The 19899-nt window shown below is 46.5% G+C and carries 17 protein-coding genes; 16 read left to right on the plus strand and 1 reads right to left on the minus strand.

What is annotated here, in order from left to right:
- Positions 1 to 186 precede the first annotated feature (186 nt).
- The 3 genes from ACAF76_RS03350 to ACAF76_RS03360 all read left to right on the plus strand — a co-directional run bounded on the left by ACAF76_RS03350 (position 187) and on the right by ACAF76_RS03360 (position 8348).
- Entirely contained in the window at positions 187 to 999 is an 813-nt protein-coding gene (locus ACAF76_RS03350; RefSeq protein ID WP_421617887.1) for an alpha/beta fold hydrolase, read from the plus strand.
- Positions 1000 to 1534: 535 nt separating this feature from the next.
- Positions 1535 to 3280 (plus strand): fibronectin type III domain-containing protein, encoded by a 1746-nt coding sequence (locus ACAF76_RS03355; RefSeq protein WP_421617412.1) that lies wholly within the window; start codon positions 1535 to 1537, stop codon positions 3278 to 3280.
- A gap of 22 nt (positions 3281 to 3302) precedes the next feature.
- Positions 3303 to 8348 carry an RHS repeat domain-containing protein gene (locus ACAF76_RS03360; RefSeq protein ID WP_421617413.1) on the plus strand — a complete coding sequence of 1682 codons (5046 nt, stop codon included), beginning with the start codon at positions 3303 to 3305 and terminating at the stop codon, positions 8346 to 8348.
- 160 nt (positions 8349 to 8508) lie between these two features.
- Here the strand turns inward: ACAF76_RS03360 and ACAF76_RS03365 are convergent, their stop codons facing one another.
- Positions 8509 to 8829 (minus strand): hypothetical protein, encoded by a 321-nt coding sequence (locus tag ACAF76_RS03365; protein WP_421617414.1) that lies wholly within the window; start codon positions 8827 to 8829, stop codon positions 8509 to 8511.
- Positions 8830 to 9152: 323 nt separating this feature from the next.
- Here ACAF76_RS03365 and ACAF76_RS03370 point away from each other — a divergent pair, with 323 nt between their 5' ends.
- From ACAF76_RS03370 to ACAF76_RS03430, 13 genes are all read left to right on the plus strand, one after another.
- Positions 9153 to 9410 (plus strand): hypothetical protein, encoded by a 258-nt coding sequence (locus ACAF76_RS03370; protein WP_421617415.1) that lies wholly within the window; start codon positions 9153 to 9155, stop codon positions 9408 to 9410.
- Positions 9411 to 10014: 604 nt separating this feature from the next.
- On the plus strand, positions 10015 to 10749 hold the full coding sequence (locus tag ACAF76_RS03375; protein WP_421617416.1) for an RHS repeat-associated core domain-containing protein: 735 nt from the start codon (positions 10015 to 10017) through the stop codon (positions 10747 to 10749).
- 68 nt (positions 10750 to 10817) lie between these two features.
- Complete coding sequence (gene istA / locus ACAF76_RS03380; RefSeq protein WP_400162873.1) at positions 10818 to 12059, plus strand: IS21 family transposase; 1242 nt, start codon at positions 10818 to 10820, stop codon at positions 12057 to 12059.
- Positions 12056 to 12835 carry an IS21-like element helper ATPase IstB gene (gene istB, locus ACAF76_RS03385; protein ID WP_421617417.1) on the plus strand — a complete coding sequence of 260 codons (780 nt, stop codon included), beginning with the start codon at positions 12056 to 12058 and terminating at the stop codon, positions 12833 to 12835. The genes istA (ACAF76_RS03380) and istB (ACAF76_RS03385) overlap by 4 nt, the downstream gene beginning before the upstream one ends.
- A 140-nt stretch (positions 12836 to 12975) precedes the next feature.
- Positions 12976 to 13245 carry a hypothetical protein gene (locus ACAF76_RS03390; RefSeq protein WP_421617418.1) on the plus strand — a complete coding sequence of 90 codons (270 nt, stop codon included), beginning with the start codon at positions 12976 to 12978 and terminating at the stop codon, positions 13243 to 13245.
- 110 nt (positions 13246 to 13355) lie between these two features.
- Positions 13356 to 14864, plus strand: a complete 1509-nt coding sequence (istA, locus tag ACAF76_RS03395; protein WP_024985261.1) for an IS21 family transposase — start codon at positions 13356 to 13358, stop codon at positions 14862 to 14864.
- On the plus strand, positions 14861 to 15604 hold the full coding sequence (gene istB / locus ACAF76_RS03400) for an IS21-like element helper ATPase IstB (protein WP_421617419.1): 744 nt from the start codon (positions 14861 to 14863) through the stop codon (positions 15602 to 15604). Before istA (ACAF76_RS03395) ends, istB (ACAF76_RS03400) begins: the two co-directional genes overlap by 4 nt.
- 487 nt (positions 15605 to 16091) lie before the next feature.
- On the plus strand, positions 16092 to 16628 hold the full coding sequence (locus tag ACAF76_RS03405) for a Hint domain-containing protein (protein ID WP_421617420.1): 537 nt from the start codon (positions 16092 to 16094) through the stop codon (positions 16626 to 16628).
- Positions 16573 to 16902, plus strand: coding sequence for a polymorphic toxin-type HINT domain-containing protein (locus ACAF76_RS03410; protein WP_421617421.1), 330 nt, complete (start codon positions 16573 to 16575; stop codon positions 16900 to 16902). Before ACAF76_RS03405 ends, ACAF76_RS03410 begins: the two co-directional genes overlap by 56 nt.
- A gap of 61 nt (positions 16903 to 16963) precedes the next feature.
- On the plus strand, positions 16964 to 17146 hold the full coding sequence (locus ACAF76_RS03415) for a hypothetical protein (protein ID WP_421617422.1): 183 nt from the start codon (positions 16964 to 16966) through the stop codon (positions 17144 to 17146).
- A gap of 16 nt (positions 17147 to 17162) precedes the next feature.
- Positions 17163 to 17549, plus strand: a complete 387-nt coding sequence (locus tag ACAF76_RS03420) for a WapI family immunity protein (RefSeq protein WP_421617423.1) — start codon at positions 17163 to 17165, stop codon at positions 17547 to 17549.
- Positions 17550 to 17899: 350 nt separating this feature from the next.
- Positions 17900 to 18478: a lecithin retinol acyltransferase family protein gene (locus ACAF76_RS03425; protein WP_421617424.1), complete on the plus strand. Its 579-nt coding sequence runs from the start codon at positions 17900 to 17902 to the stop codon at positions 18476 to 18478.
- Between the two features lie 197 nt (positions 18479 to 18675).
- Positions 18676 to 19689 (plus strand): VanZ family protein, encoded by a 1014-nt coding sequence (locus tag ACAF76_RS03430; RefSeq protein ID WP_421617425.1) that lies wholly within the window; start codon positions 18676 to 18678, stop codon positions 19687 to 19689.
- Positions 19690 to 19899 lie beyond the last annotated feature (210 nt).

Here is a 19899-nt window from a genome sequence, read left to right on the forward strand (position 1 = left end):
GCCCACCTTCAACTTCTCTGACACCAAGATACGTGTCCGTAGTGACTATCCACGCTTTCGTTGCGTGACAAAGTCGCTCGGACACGTATTTTTTATTTGCATTGGATTCGAGGAGGTCGTTTTGGGCAAATAAAATCCCATAAATCAGCTCATCCTATACGAAAGGCTATAAATGACCAAAGGGATGTGACTCGACTGAACCAGATTACACTTGCGGACGGACATGTTACCTCTTTTCAGCTGTTTGGAAGTGGTACGCCGCTACTGTTGATTCATGCACCCGCTATCGGGCACGTGAATTTTTTCGCCCAAGAGTCCTTGTCAGACCAATTTCAACTGATCATCCCCGATCTGCCGGGCCACGGCGACAGTTCACCGATACATATGCCCTTTTCTCTATCTGCCATTGCGAGGCAGCTATGCGAATTGCTCACCCGCACCACCGATCAAAAAGCAATCGTCTGTGGCTATTCACTGGGCGGTTCACTCGCATTGGAATGTTTGCTCGAGTCACCTGAGCTTTTTGACGGCGGGATTGTGGTGAGCGGATTTTCCGAGGTAAACGAATGGTATCTGCATACGCGATTTCTTATGGCCGAAGCTTTGACTGCGCTGCATGGTGTCGGGTTTCTTGCCAGATCCATCGCGTCTTCTCATGTCGATGATCCGGTGATCCAGAAACAGTGGATTTCCCATATGGAAAATACAGATTCAGCGACACTGCTGCATCTGTATCGGGCAGGTCATGCCGCCAATTGCACAGCGCGTCTGTCGGAAATCTCCTCGCCCTTGCTTCTCTTGTATGGTCAAGAAGACACACGGATGCATCCTTATGCTCAGTTGATCGAAAAGCATGCGCCAAATGCTCGCATCTGCATCCTGCCTGGTGTACAGCATCAGATCGTGACGAAGGTGCCGGATCGGTTTCATAACGAGGTCAGACGTTTTGCCGCATCCCTTGCATTGGATCGGCAGAGTCCGAAAGTTCCTGTGCCATGATATACAAAACTGGTCAACGAACGGGGATTCCGGTTTACAAACAAAAAAGCCGGTCGAATAGTTCCAACCGGCCGGCTATTTTCGTTTTATGGTTTACCATCATTGGCTAATCAGCAGCTTCTACCATCTCAGAAGGGAAAAACCCTTTTCCTCGAGAATTTCTATTAACTCATTCGGGAACCAGCAAAGACACACGGTAAAGTTTACTCGAGTTTTAGGTTACCTAGCTCAACTTCTTTATTCCCAGTTCCTCTAAAATGCTAATTGAATCTACGTTGTCGGATTTGCCAGCGGTAGTAATACGTGACTAATTTCCAGTTCCCGTATAAAGTATCTCTTGTTTGCGTAACCTGACATAAGGTTTACACAAACGGACAAACATGGACACTTCCGGATATTTTCCAAAATCATACAATGCCGTTGCTATAATAGGGATAGACCAAAACAAGCCATTCGATTAGCGGGTGGCTTGTTTTTGTTTGCCCAGAACGCGGATTCAGGGCAATGATTCTATCGTTAAAAGGAGTGATTGACAATGAGCAAAAAAGGCTGGATTGCGCTTCTGCTCCTGATTTGTACGTTTCTCAGCGGCTTTTCAATTCAGCAAGCAAATGCTGTCAGTGCTGTGGAGAACGTGAACAATCAGGGAGAGGCAGCGAGGGAGGCCGAGAGCGGCAACCCGATCATCTCACCGATGGCCGCAAGCCCGGTTCTTACGATTACCCCGACGCAAGTAGAAAAAGGCAATAATCTGACGCTGAACTGGACCACGTCTGCTTCCTATTACACCTACGAGGTATGGATTGGAACCAGTTCCCGAAAATCGGATGTCTTCAAGCGAGATGTCGGATTTCGATCGTCGTATAGCTTCAACACGTTTGATCTATCGCCGGGAACCTACTACGCCATGATCGTCGGCTTTCACGATGATGGGAGTAAAAACTCAAACAGTCAACCGTTTACCGTGATCTCTTCCAGCGACACGCAGCCGCCGACAGCACCTGTGGCTTCGACGACAAGCATTACTGAAAAAAGCGTGGCGATCAAATGGACGGCTTCGCGGGACAATGTCGGACTGAAAGAATACCGCGTGTTTAAAAATGGACAGCAGGAAGGGGGCGGCCTGTCCACGAGCACGACTACCTACACGTTTCACCTTTTGAATTCAGGAACACCCTACACCTTTTATGTCATGGCAGTGGACAGGGCCGGTAACACCTCGAAGAGCAACGTGTTGTCGGTACAGACACCCGGGCCAGACACGCGTCCTCCGTCTGCTCCGGTGATTACTACTGTATCCAAGACGCATAACTCTATTACTCTGTCGTACCCGGCTACCGACAATGTCGGGGTCGTGAACTACCAGATCAGGGGATCGGTGAATGACCGGTATTTTTACGACCACTATACCACAGAGAGTACACACACCATCCGCGATCTGCTGCCCAATCAATACTACCTGTTTCGGGTTACGGCTTTTGATGCAGCGGGCAACTCCACGGTCAGCGCTTGGCATACGGTAAAGACAGATCCGCAGCCGGCGGATACCCAGCCCCCGACCGCTCCGGTTCTATCGTCTACTTCCAAGACCGCTCAATCTGTAACCCTCTCGTGGACGGCTTCCACGGACAATGTCGGCGTCACCGGATACGATGTCTACGTAAACGGAGCCTACCATGCGACGACCACCAACCGCACGATGGTCATATCCGGTCTGACTCCGTATACGAGCTACCGGTTTATGGTGCGGGCTAAGGATGCCGCCGGCAATACAGCATCCAGCAACACCCTGACCGTCACGACGAGCGAGCTTGCAGTTTCCCTGTCACTGGGAAGCAGCACACTCATGGAGGCGGAAGCAAATGACGGGTCGTTTTCGGCACAGCAGATTGTCACGCTGTCCGGGTCCACGTTTACGAACAGCTTGTCTGGCAATGTATCCGTCACTAACTTGCCGCCCGGTTTGACCATTTCCGTAACCAGAAAGAGCAACACGCAAATCGCAATCTCGTTTCTCGGAAAAGCGGTCAATCATGCCAGCCAAAACGACGTGACCAACGCGACTGTACGCATTTTGCCGGCGGCGATCAATGGGGTCGGGACGACGAAGACATCGGGGACGTTTGCTTTTCGGTTTCGCGATCCCGTACCGGTGACGGGCACGTACACCTACGAATACGACAATCTGAACCGGCTGGTGCGGATCAAGCAAGGCAGTACAGTCATTTATGAATTTACTTACGACAAAAACGGAAATGTGAAAAGCAAAGTGAAACGCTAAACAATTCGAATGGAGGTACGCCATGATACAGAAGAGTATTCGCATATTGTTGCTGGTTGTCGTCTTTTTTGGCAGTGTAATGCCGCAATTCGCCTTTGCGCTGGAGCAGACGCAGCCATCTTTCTCCTCGTCCGAGGGTGAAAAGCAGAAATCGACTGTCGAGTGGATCGCAGATGAGTTGAAAAGGCAGACAGCAGAGACATTTGAGAAAAAACAAGTGCCGCAGTTTACGCAAGAAGAAATCGCACAGCTCGAGTGGGATCAATTGCCTGTCGAAGATGTGCAGAACCTGTACGGCTCGGCTGACAGGAACACATTGCAGATCGCGGCTTATTTTTACAGCAACCTCGAGCGATTCTTGTCTGATGCAGAAGTCAAAGAGATGTATGGGTGGAGCGATCGCGAAGTGCTGAAAAAGACCGGTGAGCTGACGGACGATCAGTTTGCCGCTTTGAGCCGCTATACGCCAGCTATCGCAGCCATTTACAGGGATGCCACCGCAGAATCAAAGCAGAACTTGAGAACAAAGGCTGCGGAGCTGACCGCGCTGCCTGACGATGTACAATATACGCAAAAAGACCAGAAGTGGAATTACGAAGCGAAACATGCGCTGGACCCTGTAGACAACCTGTACAAGACGGCTAATCTCACAGAAGTTGACCTTGTCCTGGAGGGAAAACACGGCCTGGATTTTGTTCTGGAACGAAGATACAATTCGATGAACAGCCAGGTACTGTACCCCGGATACGGCGATGGGAGCAATAGAGCGTACAGCGATGTGTCTCCACATGGTGACGTGGTTTTTGCCGCGGGCTGGACGTTCAACCTGCCCAGTTTTTCATATACCACCTATGACATTACGACCAGATACGAGAATGGCACCGGATCAGAGAGATACTCGCGCACAGGTGAGCGCTTCGACAACTGGAGAAAGTTCTTTATTTCGCTGGACGACGGCAGTACGTATACGAATGCAGACGGATGGAGGAACTACGTCTATGACGGGATTCGTTTTCAAGGCTACCAGCACAGTGCGACGCTGACCAAGGACGGGATCACCTATTCGTACCAATACGATCCTTTTCAGTCGACGACGATCACCAAAACCAACCCTCAAGGTGACCGCATTACTTATTACATTCCGGCCAGCAATTCGCGAGACATCGAAATTACCGATTCTGTCGGTCGCCTGATTCTTTTGAAAAAGAACGGTCCTTACGGAAGCATTTCCGATGTGGAGGTGTACGCGGACAAAACGAAGCAACAGTTGCTGAAGCGAATTCAGTACGAATTAACCGCTTATACATTCGGATCGAGCAGTTCGAATCGGTACATCCAACTGGAGAGTGTTACTGAAATTTCTCCCGATAACGAATCGAAGGTCGTCGCTCGCTACCAGTACCACGATCCATCGGTAAAGGGGCGCGCCGAATTCAACTACGAGGCCGATTACGAGCTGCCCAAGATTGACGGCATCGTCGATATCAACGGAATCGAGTCGCAAACCTACATCAACCGAGACAACCAAAAGCGGGACGAAATGCGCTATCTGCTGCTCAATCAGGCAGAGTACCCGGTCCACGGATTGAAGGTGAACTACCGGTACAGCACGTACAATCGTACTGCGAACATGCTGGAGCGGGGAGTGGTTCGGCTGTACCAGGATGACTATGCGATCACCTATGTGTCGTATCATCCGGTTACCTCGGTAACCTATTCCTATCTGCCGATGAGCCCGAATCCACTTGGCACGTCTCTGGCAGAGACATCGTACTCGACCGACTACGTCATGCTGAGTCCGGAAATCTGGAAGTCGTCCCAGTCGGAAATTCCTCGTCTGGCCAATGTTGAAGGACGCAATGGCGATACCGTCGTTTCCAAAACATTGCCCAATGGGCGCCCCGGCTACGAAGAGGAAGTATCGTACAAGCTGAACCCCAGCAAAATTCATGTGCTGAGCCTGGTCAAGCAGACCGGAGAAGAGGCGGCAACGACGATTCACGACGGCAACAAGCAGTACATCTATGTGCCGACTACGTACACCAGCTACAAATACACTGGCAACCATACGAAACCTGCGTATGTGTACACGTTTGCCGATCCGCAGGGCACTGCTGTCAATCGGCAGGTGTACGACTATCTGCTGCATGTTACGGAGCAAAAACCAGCCGATAGCGACATCCGGAAATACGCCAATTACGTGTACCGGACGTACAACAATTACGGCGATGTCACGCTGGAGCAGGACACGCAAGGAAATCAAAAATCGTGGGTCTACTATGTATACAACAACCAAGTTGCCCCGGACCTGCGTCTGCTCACCAACGAAACGGCGCAAGCGTACAATGATTCGGCACATAGCCGTACCGCTACCTATACGTACAATTCCGACTACCTGCTAAGTTCGGAAACGATTGTCGACACGTACCCGGGAAGAACGGCAACGGACAAGGTTGTTCGCACCTATACGTATAAAGACAAGCTGCTTTCCAGTATCCTGGAGGAGACGTACGGCGCGGAGCAAAAGACGAGCGTGCATACGATCAACTCCTATGACCCATACGGCTTGTACCCGACGAGCCTCACTTTGTCAGCACGACTGGCTTACGGGCAAACTGAGACGCCTGTAACAGTCACGTATCAGTACGACAGGCTCGGCCAATTGCTCCGCCAAGGCTATCCGGACGGCAGCCATGCCGAGTATGCCTACGATGTGCTGGGACGACTGATTCAGGACCGCTTTGTCGGCAAAAACGGTGATGTGCGCGAGGTTGCCTACAGCTATGACGATGCGAAGCGCAAGGTAACCAAAAGGCTGCCGGACGGTTCGCAATTGGTGACCGTATACACGCCATTTGGCGATACGGAATACCAGGCGCAAATCGGGACGAACGGAATAGAGAGAGCGCTGGTGTTCAACCAATATATGAGCGACGGAATGTATCTGCAGGCTTCCTATCCGTTCGCTTTGCCTGAGCGCAAGACAACATATGTCTACAATGCAAACGGTACGCTGTATGCGCAAACCGACCCGATCGGCACCACCTACTTCGGACGCGCGAATGTCAGCAAAGATGGGACGAGCTATTTGCCGGAACAAGCCACTGTCGCCTTGCAGCCAAACGGTCTTGAGCAGTACGCTTTTGCAGACCGTTACGGCAACCAGGTCAAGACGATTGCCAAGACAGGTGACGGAAGCCAGGAAACGACCACCACATTCCGCTACGATGGTTTTGGCTATCCGCTGGAAAAGCGGGAAACGTCCAGTTCCGGGCAGACGCGCAGATGGGAGTACCAGTACGATCTCCGCGGTCAACTGCTGTACGTCATGGATCCGGAATTGAATGTATACCGGTACGAATACGATTCACTGGGCAATCTCGTTCACGTCCGGGAAAACAACACACTGACGACACGCTACCGCTACAATGCCCTTTCCTGGAAGCTGCAAGAAGAGTACCTGCCTTCGGGCGAAAAGGAAACCTTCACCTACGATGTGAACGGCAACCTGCAGCAGTACACAGATAAAGCGGGCAATCGCCACGAATACACGTACACGCCGTTTTACGACCTGGCTTCGATCGTTTCCAAAAATGTTTCGGGCAGCGTCGTGAATACGGAGACATGGGAGTACGTAGCCAATACGTCGTTGGTCAGCAGGCAGACAAACAGCAACGGCCCTGGCACGAGCAGCAGGCAGGAACAGCGTTTTGCGTACGATCCGTTCCACCGCCTGGCCAGCCAGCAAGTATTTGGACGGACGTACCAGTTTGTTCACAAGGATCGTGACGGTCAGATCGATGAACTGGTCTATCCGGACGGCACGAAAGTATCGTACAGCTATGACCAGGCTGGACGGCTGAAGACAGTGACCAGCCCCCTGACCGGCAGCATAGCAATGAACTACAGAACCGATCAAACCGGGGAAACGCTCACCGTAACCTACCCCAACGGTCTGGCACATGAAAAGCGGACCAATTCGTTCGGCCAGGCTATCCGCGTCGAACATCGCAAAGGCGGAAGTGCAGTCTGGAACGAGACGAACCGATACGATCTGGGCAACCTCATCTCCAGCACGAAAAATGGCGTGACAGCTACGTATACGTACGACAAAATCGACCGTCTGCGCGCTGAGCAGCACCCAACCGAAAGCAAGAGGTACACATATGACAATCGCGGCAACCGCAACAGCTACGAAGGAATCCTGCCGCAAGATGCAGGCAATCTCGCCTACACCTTTGACGAGCGAAACCGGCTGCGCAAAGTACAGAATCAAACGGTCGGCAATCAGCTAGACTATTTGTATTTTGCAGACGGTCTGCGTGCCAGCAAGAAGGAAAACGGGCAGGAGACCAAGTATGTATACTACAATGGCGTCGTCATCGAGGAGCTGGATGCCTCCAACAGGGTTAAGGCACAAAACGTCTGGGGCAACCACTTGTTGTTCCGCAAAGATGCTGCCACAAACAAGCAGGGCTACTACAGCTTCAACAGCCACGGCGATGTCGTCTCCGTTACGGATAGTGCCGGAAATGCGCTAAACCGGTACGAGTACGATTCCTGGGGCAACCCGACCCTGCAAGTGGAGGGGATGAGCAACCCGTTTTTGTACAGCGGGGAGATGTACGACAAATCAGTTGGGCTGTATTACTTGCGTGCGCGGTATTACGACCCGGTCGTAGGGCGGTTTATTTCGGAGGATACGTATAAGGGGCAAGTGGATAATCCGTTAAGCTTGAATCGCTATACGTATACTCATAACAATCCGTTGCGGTTTGTGGATCCGACAGGTTATTGGAGCACGGAAGTGACAGCTAACTGGACAATAAACGAAATGAAATGGCAATATCAAAAAGCTTCAACTGATGCTGAGAGATCATATTGGGCTAGTCAGGCGGAAGCACTTCGTGACAGAATGAGAGCGGATGGATACGCAGAATCTGATATTATGCAGAGTGGAGATTACGCACTTCCCGAAGAATTTGTAAATCAACTTGCCTGGGCTTCGGTTAACTACCAGATTGAAAATGACCCAACAGGATTTGGCTTTTATGTGAAAGATTTATAAAGTGTTTGTCAAGTTGCTTAGTGTTTGGTTTATTGGTTGTATTGTACGCCCCTGTTGCTTGGATGTAAACCCGGTTACATATTTTCTTCCTCATGAAACCGGGCAAAAAGAACACCCAATGGGTAGTTGATTACCCGTTTGGAGTGGTAAACCGATGAACTTAGTAAATAGTTAAGTAGTCGTCCTCTACCTCTCCTGTTAAATTAAAGACCATTCTATACATACCCGCTGCTTTACCCTTATACTGAAACCGAATAGAAATAACAACATGATTATAATCTTCGTCAGGCCAATTCGTAATGGTAAGAGAAACTGTGTCTACAAAAAGTGTTATATGCATACTGTCATAGTCTTCAAAATCCTCCTGAAACGCGTCTAAATGTCCTTCTTTATAATTATTAAATGCATTCCAGAAGCCCTTTATAGTCCTCTCATCTAATTTATTTGTCAGAACCCACTCCTTAAGTCCTTTAATATCCATTATGTCACCACCTTTTTAATGTTTACCTTTATCAAAGTAATCAAAAACGTAATGACCAGATTTTTTGTCGTAGTTTCCATAAATCCTCCAATCTCCGTATCTCTTATCCATAACCTTAATTTCATATTGATATGTTTTACTGCCAAATTTTACTCCATTACCCGATAGCCTTTTTATCCCATTCATGCCGTCAGGTCCAACGATACCTTTTTGCATAGCCTTAACAAATACGCCTATACCTTCTTTACCAAATCTATTCCTTACCTCATTATAAACCTCGTGTTTAATCCAACTTGAACCATGAGGAGGAATAAGCCTTTTTCATGTCCAAAATCAAAGGAGGAAGAAGACAAATGGCAAAGAAGGTACGGGAAGTAAAGGAAACACGGGGTCTAATCGTAGAAGCACAAGCAGAGTATGGAGCACTAATAAATGAAGCTCATGATTATTGGGAGCAGGCGAAGGCTTTGAGAAATCATGCTATGGAATTAATAGCTTCGGGGAGTACGGATTCGCAGACCGCAATAGAGATCAGCCAACTACTTAGAGCGAGCTACATACATCAATTTGTTGGGAGATGAAAAATTAGACGCTTCCAAGACTGGAAATCCTCCGTCGAAACCGTAAATTACAACGTGAGGCAGAAGGATTTAGAGAAACGATCATTTTTTAACCAAGGTATATTGAAGCAGAAGGAACTGAAACTCATTGAAGCAGAGCGGAAGTGGTATTCATGGTAAATAGGGTACAGGAAAGTATTCGAAAAACCAAGCAGCTATAGCGTCGAAACGCACAAGGTTGACAAAATTGGAGGGGAATTTATTTGGAAAACAAAAAGTGTACAGTTCGGCAAACATTTTATGCATGGCCTTGCCAGGCTAATATCCTAATTTTACGGTGGGAAAGAGCATGCCGAAGGCGATAGCTCCCTCCTGTGAAGGTTACGATGTGATCATGTGTACATGACGGTCAATCAAGCGAAGACCTTGATGGCTCAAACCATGTCAAGGCTTTGAATATCTGGGGCAATGAGTTATTGTTCCGAAAAGATTCTGGAAGCAACCAGCAAGAATACTACAGCTTGAACAATCACGGTGATGTTGTGGCGATAACGGATAGTGCATGGAATCTACTCAACCAATATGAATATGATTCCTTGGAAATGTTACTTCTCGTGTGGAGGGAATGGCCAACCCGTTTTTATGCAGCGGGGAGATGTACGATGAGAAGGCTGGGCTGTACTACCTGCGGGCAAGGTATTATGATCCGAGCATCGGGCGGTTTATCTCGGAGGATACGTATAAAGGGCAAGTGGATAATCCGTTGAATCTCAATAGGTATACGTATGTGCATAATAATCCGTTGAGGTACGTGGATCCGACAGGTCATGCGGCTGAGATTGGCGGTTCATCTATTAACAGACCCGGGGATATGCTCTTGGACGAAAGGAAAAGAGCTGCTTTACTAGATATCTACAAAAGATATGGATTAGAGGCTGTTCCCGAAATGTATCGGGATGAGGTCCAAATACTCTCGGGTGATGTTATTCCAGGTGCCGCGGGAGTAAGAATTGTTCGTAGTGCAGGTAAGGCTGTTATTACAGCAATAAACGGGGCGAAGGTGTCTCAAGTAGTCCAACTTAGTAAGAATGATATTGCACATATATTAAATAGGCATTCGGTGAGTAGTGTTAAACAACAAGTTCAGTATTGGCAAAAGAAGATGAGTAACGACCAAATTAATGAAATGCTTAGTAAAAGAACATTTTTTAATAAGGATTGGTCTGAAGAAAAAATTATACAAGCATCACAGACAGCTTATAATTATTTTAAAAATGAAGGTGTAAAGGATGGTTTGCATATTGTTAAGGTGTTTGGAGAAGAACTAAGGGTATTTATCAGGTGTCAAAATCGGTTGTAAAATCCCCAATATCAGCGGTTTAAAATTCCCCAGAAAAAGCCGACATACTCTCCGGGAGGAGAGTAAATATGGTGAAGAATGGGGAGTTTTTTGTGATCAAAGAAATGCGTCTGAAAGGTATGAGTATTACCCAAATTGCTGAAGAAATGGGACGGGATCGAAAAACGATTCGAAAATGGCTCCTGAAAGAAACGCCAGAGAGCTATCCTTCTCGCAAACCACGTCCCAGCAAGTTGGATCCCTTCAAGGATTTCATCCGTACTCGAATGTCTGAGGGCTGTCAAAATGCCCGCATCATCTTCGAAGAAATAAAAGCCCGCGGCTATACCGGAAAGGACACCATCTTACGAGACTTCATGAAGCCGCTGCGCCCCCACTTTCGTTCAAAAGCAACTGTGCGTTACGAAACGAAGCCTGGACAACAAGCGCAAGTAGATTGGGGACATTTTCGAGCAAATGTCAACGGAAAACAAAAGCGTCTTTACGCTTTCGTCATGGTGCTGGGTTATTCACGCATGATGTATGTAGAATTTACCGAGGACGAAAAACTGGAAACACTCATCGGTTGTCATCTTCGGGCTTGGCAGTACTTTGGGGGTGTGCCTCAAAGTTGTTTGTACGACAACATGAAAACAGTTGTTTTTGGTCGAGATGACAATGGTAGGGTGATCTGGAACGAGCGTTTCGCCCGCTTTGCCAGCCACTATGGGTGCAAACTGCTGAGCTGCAAGCCCTATCGGGCTCGAACGAAGGGAAAAGTGGAGAGTGGGGTGGGTTATCTCAGAAAGAACTTTTGGCCTCGCATCGGCACTTTTACCGGGCTGCAAGATCTCAATCAACAAGTACGCTTTTGGCTGGACACCGTTGCAAATTGTCGCCTTCACGGAACCACCCATCAAATGCCGAATGAACGATGGAAAGAGGAAGACCTCCAACCTTTGAACCTCGTGCCTTTTGCTGTTGTGGACCGGCATTACCGGAAGGTGATGAGTGACGCTTATGTTTCTTTTGAAGCCAATCGTTACTCTGTTCCATGGGAGCACATCGGTCGAGTAGTAGAAATTCAAGATGAGAAAAATGGAGTCTTGCGATTTTATTGCAATGGCCATCTTATCGCGGAACACCCCAAACAGTGGGGGCGTCATCAGACCGTAAGCATAAAAAAACACTTCGAAGGAATTCGCACATCTACGAGCAAACCGGTTCCCCAACCTACACCCCGTTATATGGCGAATTCAACACCCGAAGTGTTGGAACGCTCTCTCACGGCGTATGAAGAACTGGCGGAAGAAGAGGTGACGCTGCAATGATCTTGCAAGAACGCCTGTTGGAAGCGTCCCGACATTTTGGATGGGTACGCATCCCCGAGATCCTCCACGATCACGCCGAAGAAGCATCCAAACACAACATATCGTATTTGGAGTTTTTGGACAAGCTTTTACAGGAGGAATTAGCCGCTAAATACGAACGATTTTTGCATACAAGAACGCGATTAGCACGGCTTCCGTTCAAAAAAACACTAGATGAATTTGATTTCTCTTTCCAACCCTCCATCGATGAAAGACGTATCCGTGACTTGGCGACTCTGGGTTTTATCGAGCATCAGGAAAACCTCATCTTCTTGGGCCCACCCGGTGTTGGTAAAACTCATTTGGCCGTTGCGCTTGGATTGGAAGCAATCAAGCAACGCTATACGGTTTATTTTATCACCGCCCACGATCTGGTGCAGTCGCTTCAGACGGCCCATGGCAATCGCACGATTGCCCAAAAAATGCGCGCGTTCACCAAACCAGATTTGTTGATTATCGATGAGATTGGTTACCGCAAAATGGACGAAACCGCTGCTCACTTCTTTTTTCAGATTGTATCCGAACGATATGAAAAAGGTTCATTGATCTTGACTTCAAACAAATCGTACGGAGCCTGGGGAGAGATTTTCGGAGATACCATTTTGGCCACTGCGATTCTGGACCGACTTCTTCACCATTCCAGTACGATCAATATCAAAGGGGAGAGTTATCGCATTAAGGAAAAGAAAAAAGCAGGTTTCTTCCGACCAGAGCCTGCTGAAGTAAACAACCAGTAGCGACAAAAATGGGGGATTTTCAACCGATAGTTTTGGGGAAAATTAAATCGATATTGACATCAGGCAGGGTAAATTGGATTCTGTAACGGGTGTTCATAAATATGATCTAACTGATTTATTGGATTAGGTGGTGAGTGATAGTGTTTGCAATTAATTTCAAGGCTTATGATAATTTTGATCAATTAAAGCAAATATCCGCACAAGAATTTGATCAAGATTATCGAGATATAGAAGGGATAATTGAAATTGATTTTGATGGGCATAAATATGGGTATTTTTATGAAGATTGTCCATTTGGGGAGGAACGATTAGTACGTTGGTTTAAAGACTTATTGACAATAGTGATTTACGTAAACGAGTCAGATTATGTAGCATATAAGATTCCCGAAAATCCCAATTGTGAATGCTAATCTAATAATTGACCACCTAGTGGTACATTGCTCATAAAAAAGTTGACCACCTGAGCACCTCTTTCCTGTATCTTGAAGTTGTCGGACCACAAGATATAGGAGGAAAGGAAATGCTTCAGATGGCTAATTACGAGTTTATCAGGAAACAACACATTCTGCTAGGAAAGTCGATTCGCCAAATTTCTCGAGAGACCGGCTATTCCCGTCAAGTGATACGAAAGGCTTTGAAATCCTCTGAGATTCCTGTGTATCAGCTTTCAAAACCGAAGCCAAAGCCAGTCATTGATTCTGTCAAGCCCATCATCTTGGAGTGGCTGCATCAAGATGAACAAGCTCCCCCGAAGCAGCGTCATACTGCCAAACGCATTTACCAGAGACTCGTTGACGAACATGGATTCACCGGCGGTGAATCTACTGTACGACGCTACGTCAGAGAGTTGCGGGTTTCTCCCCCTAAAGCATTTGTCCCTCTCGATTTCCCGCCAGGGCGCTTTGCTCAATTTGACTGGGGTGAGGTTACGGTTCATTTACAAGGGAAACAAGTAAAGGTTCAAGTCTTTTGTATGCGTTGCACATACAGCAGAAAGATTTTTATCAAAACATTTGCTCATCAGAAGCAAGAGGCTCTTCTCCAAGGTCATGTAGATGCTTTTGAATTTTTCGGTGCTGTTCCCCAAGTCATCACATACGACAACCTGACAACAGCCGTTAAGAAGGTATTGGAGGGTAAAAATCGCGAGGAACAAGAGCGATTTACTCAGCTACGTGCCCACTACCTGTTTGAAAGCTATTTCTGTGATCCCGGAAAAGGGCATCAAAAAGGCCAGGTGGAAAACCTCGTACAGTTTGCTCAGAGGCAATTTTTTACCCCTGTACCCAGTGTTTCTTCTCTGGAGGAGCTCAATCAAATCCTCCTCGAAAAATGTATCTCTTACGAGAATACAACCGTTCCAAGGTCTTCACTAACGGTTGGAGAAGCATTTGCTCAAGAGTTGCCTATCATGCTTCCATTGCCTCCACGGCCATTGGATTGTTTCCGTGTTGTACCCGTGAAAAGCAATACGCTATCCATGATCCACATTGAGAAAAATGCCTATTCCGTCCCCGTTTCCTATGCATCGACCCAGCTTACTTGCCGAGTGTTTGCTGAAAAAGTTGAGGTGTATCACGGAAAAAGCCTGATTGCGACGCATGAGCGGTGTTTGGAAAAGGGAAAGGAGATTTTGCAATACGATCATTATCTGGATTTACTTCTTATTCGTCCAGGAGCAGTTCTTTATGCTAGACCATTGCATCAGGCAGGATTACCCGCCATTTACCAAAAGTTCTTGGACAAGTGCCGCAACCGACCAGGAGGGATGAAGGAGTTCGTTCGACTCTTGCTTTTGCACCGTGAATTCGATACTTCTCTTGTCGAAGAAGCACTGGAGGAGGCCTGCCAAAAAGGGATGTTCCAATATGATGCCGTAAGGCAATTATTGTTTCAGCGAACATTGCCGGAACACCGTCTACCCCAACTCTCGTTGGTGGAGGATAGCTCTGTTCCACGTATTCAGGTAAAGGCCCCAGATCTTAGCCAGTACAATCGTTTGTTACAGAAAAGGAGTGTGGTTCATTGAGTACGAGTTTCTTGCTTGAAACCTATGCGAAACGCCTTCGCTTACCTGCGATTAAACGTGTCTATAAGGAAATTGCCCATGATGCTGCTGAACGGCAAATTCCCTACGAGGAGTTCCTCTTAGCCCTACTAGAGCAAGAAGTTCAGCAAAGGGATGCTAACCAAATCGCCAGTCGCATCAAGCATGCCAAATTCCCTTCTATGAAAACGATCGATCAATTTGAATTCTCAGCCATTCCGTCTCTCAACAAGCCCAAATTGCTTCAACTGGCTCGCTGTGAGTACATCGAAAAGACAGAGAACATCATGTTTATCGGAAACTCTGGCACTGGCAAAACTCATCTCTCCATTGCACTCGGGAACGAAGCTTGCCATCATGGCTATTCCGTCCAGTTTTGGACTGCCGCTAAAATATGCAATGAGCTTATGGAAGCTCAGTCCCAAAAGCGAATTCTCCAGCTAGAGAGGCAATGGTTGAAAACAGATTTGATTATTTTGGATGAAGTCGGGTTTGTCCCTCTCAGTCGGACCGGGGCGGAGTTATTATTCCAATTTTGTGCGGCCCGCTATGAGAAAGGAAGCATGATCATTACCAGTAATCTGGAATTTACGGAATGGACACAGATTTTCAAAGATGAGCAAATGACGTCAGCCCTGGTTGATCGGCTTACCCATCGTGCCCACATCTTTGCAATGAATGGGGACAGTTATCGCTTTAAACAGAGCATTCAAAGATCGTGATCATGAAAAAGTTACCCACCCGACGGGTGGATTGATTTTTGCCATGGTGGTCAATTTTTTGATGAGCACTGTGGTCAACATTTTGGTTGACATTCACACCCAATCTTTGGTTCGAACTTGTTTCTAAAGGAGATGAGGTTATTGTTAGCTTAGTTGAAGATATTGAAAGAACTAGACTGTTTGATTTGTTTATTAAAGAACCATTCAAAGAATTTAAATATACTGAATGGAAGAATGTTTCTTTGGACAAGGATGAATTTAAGAGAGAAGTAATAAATAACACTAAAAAATTGTTGCATTTTATCGAGGTATTAAACCCGCAAATATTAAAAAGCAAAAGCATTGAAGGTTTGGTTTTGCTTATCAAAAAAGCCACTACAACTATCTCTTAGTTGATAGTCCCTCAAACGAGTAATCAAATACTCGTTTGGGGGATTTCTAGTATTGCGGCTATGGAAGAGGGTGGGGCTCTTAGAATAATCGGCAAGTGGATAATCCGTTGAGTCTCAATAGGGATACGTATGTATATAATAATTCGCTGAGATATATTGACCCGAGTGGGCATATAACGGTTGAAGAAGGCTGGGACTCTTTCCAAAAAGGGATAGGGGGGTTATTTGACGGAAACAACTGGAAGCGCAGTTGGGAAGTCGTTGAAACAGATTTACCCAAAGGGTTGGAATTGTATGCACAAGAGCAAATTGGCGTAGAGAATTATCAAACCCTCACTGACGGTCAATTGACGTTTGATGATGCTATAGCAGTTGCCGCGGCTAGTGGCGAACTCGTGGTTGGCAGAGTTAAAATTTTGAACAATGCGGGTAAAGTCTCTGATGGAGCGCGTGTCATTAATAAAGCATGTAATTGTTTTACAGCTGGCACAAAGGTTTTGACAGACGAAGGGGAGAAACCTATCGAGGAAATCGAGGTAGGGGATAAGGTTCTCGCTAAGGATGAGTTTAACCCTGATGGAGAATTGGCTTATAAGGAAGTCACCGCTTTATACCGTAACCAACGTGATTAAATTGCATGTTGGGGAACAGATCATCGAGACGACAGACAACCATCCGTTCTGGGTTGAAGGTAAAGGCTGGGTCTTCGCAGATGAACTTCAGGTGGGCGACAAACTCCAAAAGGCTGATGGAAGCAACCTGACGATTGACAAACTAGAGTTTGTTAAACTCGATAAGCCAGTTACGGTGTATAACTTTACGGTTGCGGACTTCCACACGTATTATGTAACGGATATTGGAATTTGGGTGCATAATACGAATTGCGACCTTCCCGATTTACTTTAAGTCTTTGGGGAAAGGTTCGACAGGTAGGACAACTCCCAATAATCTGAATGAGCAACTGGCAATGAAACAAGTATTGTCAGACCCGCTTAAAGGAGCAACAGAACTTACAAAAGTCACAATGACAGATAAAAGATGGTTAGCACAAGATGGATGGGTTAAAATGAGCCAAAACGTAAATGGAATTGAGATACATTTCGTTTATAACAAGAAGACAGGGCAATTTGATGACTTTAAGTACAAGTAAAGAGGATGATAAAAGTATGGGTGATAGGATAACAATTTTAAGTACGGAAAAACACTGTTTGACTGTGGAGCATTTGTATACTGTTGAAGGATACCTTACCTTAGCGATTAGTATTAAGTCTGGGGAGTTTATGGGAAAGTCAAATTTCTGTATCTCAGAGGAACATCTCTCAACTTTTATTCAATCCCTCAAAGAGATGGGTGCAAGACTTTCGGGGGATTCAAAGATTGTTGACTACGATTCAGACTCTTATATCATTATTGAGGTGAATAAGTTGGGTCATGTAATCATCTCGGGTCAGGTTGGTGGAAGTCATGAGGAACACAGTATGAAATTCAAGTTTACTACTGACCAAACAATATTAGAGAGTTTTGGACGGGTTCTTGGTTCACTCATAGCGTAAGCAATAATTAATTGACCTTGGGGGTGATAAACCTCCAAGGTCTTTCTTTATTCCCCCCACCCGGTGTCGAATGAATCGGGCGGCTACATCCAATAGAACTTACCTCTCATCACCTCCATATCATATTCCCCAATTACGCCTTAACGCACATGAAGGACCTGGAAAAGTTGACTTCTTGGAGCAATTCCCTATTCTTGCAAAAGTAGTCATCGTATTGTCCAACCTATTGCAGCCTCTTCTAATCCTGGCCGCACAAGAGCCCCATCAAAACATTAATTTCACCCAAGGAAAATGGTGGTATTATATAGTGAACAAGTACCGTTGATCGCCATTGAGAGGAGCAATACCAAATGAGTTTCTTTCGCAACCTGAAATGGTTCGTAGAAGATCTGCATGATGCCAACAAAGAATTGGCGCAGGGTGTAAGAAATGACCTCAAGGAATTCAAGACGGATATGAAAGACCTGACGAAGCGGTACCATCCAAAGACTGGCGAAGCAATCGAGAAGATTGATCGGGCAGCACAGGCGATTAAAAACGCCAAGAGATCGCTCCCGTATCCATACAATCGCGAACCACAGATTTCTTTTTCCCGGATTGAGGAGATGTCTCCTGAAAAATTGCAGCGCGGGGATCATATCTACGTTCAGCGCTTTGGATATGAACACCATGCTCTTTACATCGGAAACAATCAAATCATCCATTACTCCAACGGTTCCATCCGGCGTGATGAGTTGGAGGCGATGGACAATGCGTTGAACCAGTCGGATGTTCGCGTCAAGAACAGCCCCTGTCTGTATGATCTCGATCTGGTTGTATCGAGAGCAGAATCGAGAATCGGGGAAAGTGACTACAATCTGGCTCTGAATAACTGTGAGCATTTTGTAACGTGGTGCAGAAGTGGTGGGAAGTATTCGGACTCGATATAAAATTTGCGTACGACCACGTATTCAAACGGATGTTTTTCTTACCAACACCTCAAGGGTTCGCTCCGCCTTGCGCTCTTTACCCTGTTGACTCAGAAAAAGATGTCTGAATCGGTTGATGAAGCCTGATTGAATGTTCTGCGTCTTTTCGGTTGCATAGAGTGGATTGGGATCATCGAAGAAAAGGGAAGGGTGTACGTATGTATCAAGGAAAATTGCGAAAAATGATCCTTGGACTGTTGGCGCTATACACTTTGGTAACCTTCTATTTTTTATTCATAGGTTTTCAAAGAGCTTCTTCTGATCAAGGCCAAGGCATGCGGTACAACTTCATTCCCGAGGGGATTCCTTTACACTTTCCAATAGGGAGAGACTTTCAAATTTGGTTTTTTGAATTGGGAAACTTTGTCGCATTCATACCGTTTGGGATTGTCATCCCCCTTCTGTTTCGTTGCAGTTTTCTTCGATTTCTCAGCCTGTTCCTACTGTGCATTACGACTCTTGAGACACTGCAAATGATCTCCCGTTTAGGAGCGTTTGATGTAGACGATATCATCATTAATACGTTGGGGGCTGCTGTGGGATATTGGTCGCAGCGGCTCGTAACCCGTCATCGGGATACATGGAAAGGGATGTTTCGAATCATTCTGACAGCAGCAATTATGTCAGTAGGTACGATTGCTGTCATCGGTGGCATCAATCATTATGTAGATCACGGAGGCGGGGAAACCGTAGCACTGAATGAACTTGTTGTACAAGATGGGTCTGTACTGTGGGATGAAAGTCTTGCCGGTTTTTCGGCAGGTCAAACAGAAGTTGAGCCTCAGATCAATCTATACAGTAGAAACAATGCAAAGAATAATGAGTTTTCCTATCTTTTAAATGGGAAATATGCAAGGATGGAAGGCTCTGTCGCTATACCGGACGTTGACGGCTACACTGCAAGCAACGGGAGAAGTGCAATTACTTTTATCGCAGATGGAACAGAGATGTATTCACTGGAATATACTTCCCTGGACTCATCCGTTAACAGCGGGGAAACCCGGCTTGATTCCTTTCAAATCCCTTTGCATGGAGTAAATGAGCTTACCATAAAAGTAATGAACGACGGTCCAAATCCGTTTACAAATGTTGTGTTGTGGGACATTACGATTACAGAGGTAAACACAGGACAGATGCTAATAAACAATATGAAATCTTTGTTTTACCGCTAGTTGAAAAGGAGGGATCGAACACGCATGAAGAGAAATGGCAACGTCGGGAATTTTCACAACGGTTAATCGTACCGCCACACCCTCCCCTGCACGGGGATTTTTCTTTTGTCCGCAAATGCGCACCTCTCCCCACACAACGCTTGGCAAAAGCCGCTTTTCATTCTGTATACTAAAGATAGACCATTACGCAGATTCCCGAAATGGAGACAT

Source organism: Brevibacillus sp. TJ4 (genome assembly GCF_044627595.2).
GTDB lineage: Bacteria > Bacillota > Bacilli > Brevibacillales > Brevibacillaceae > Brevibacillus.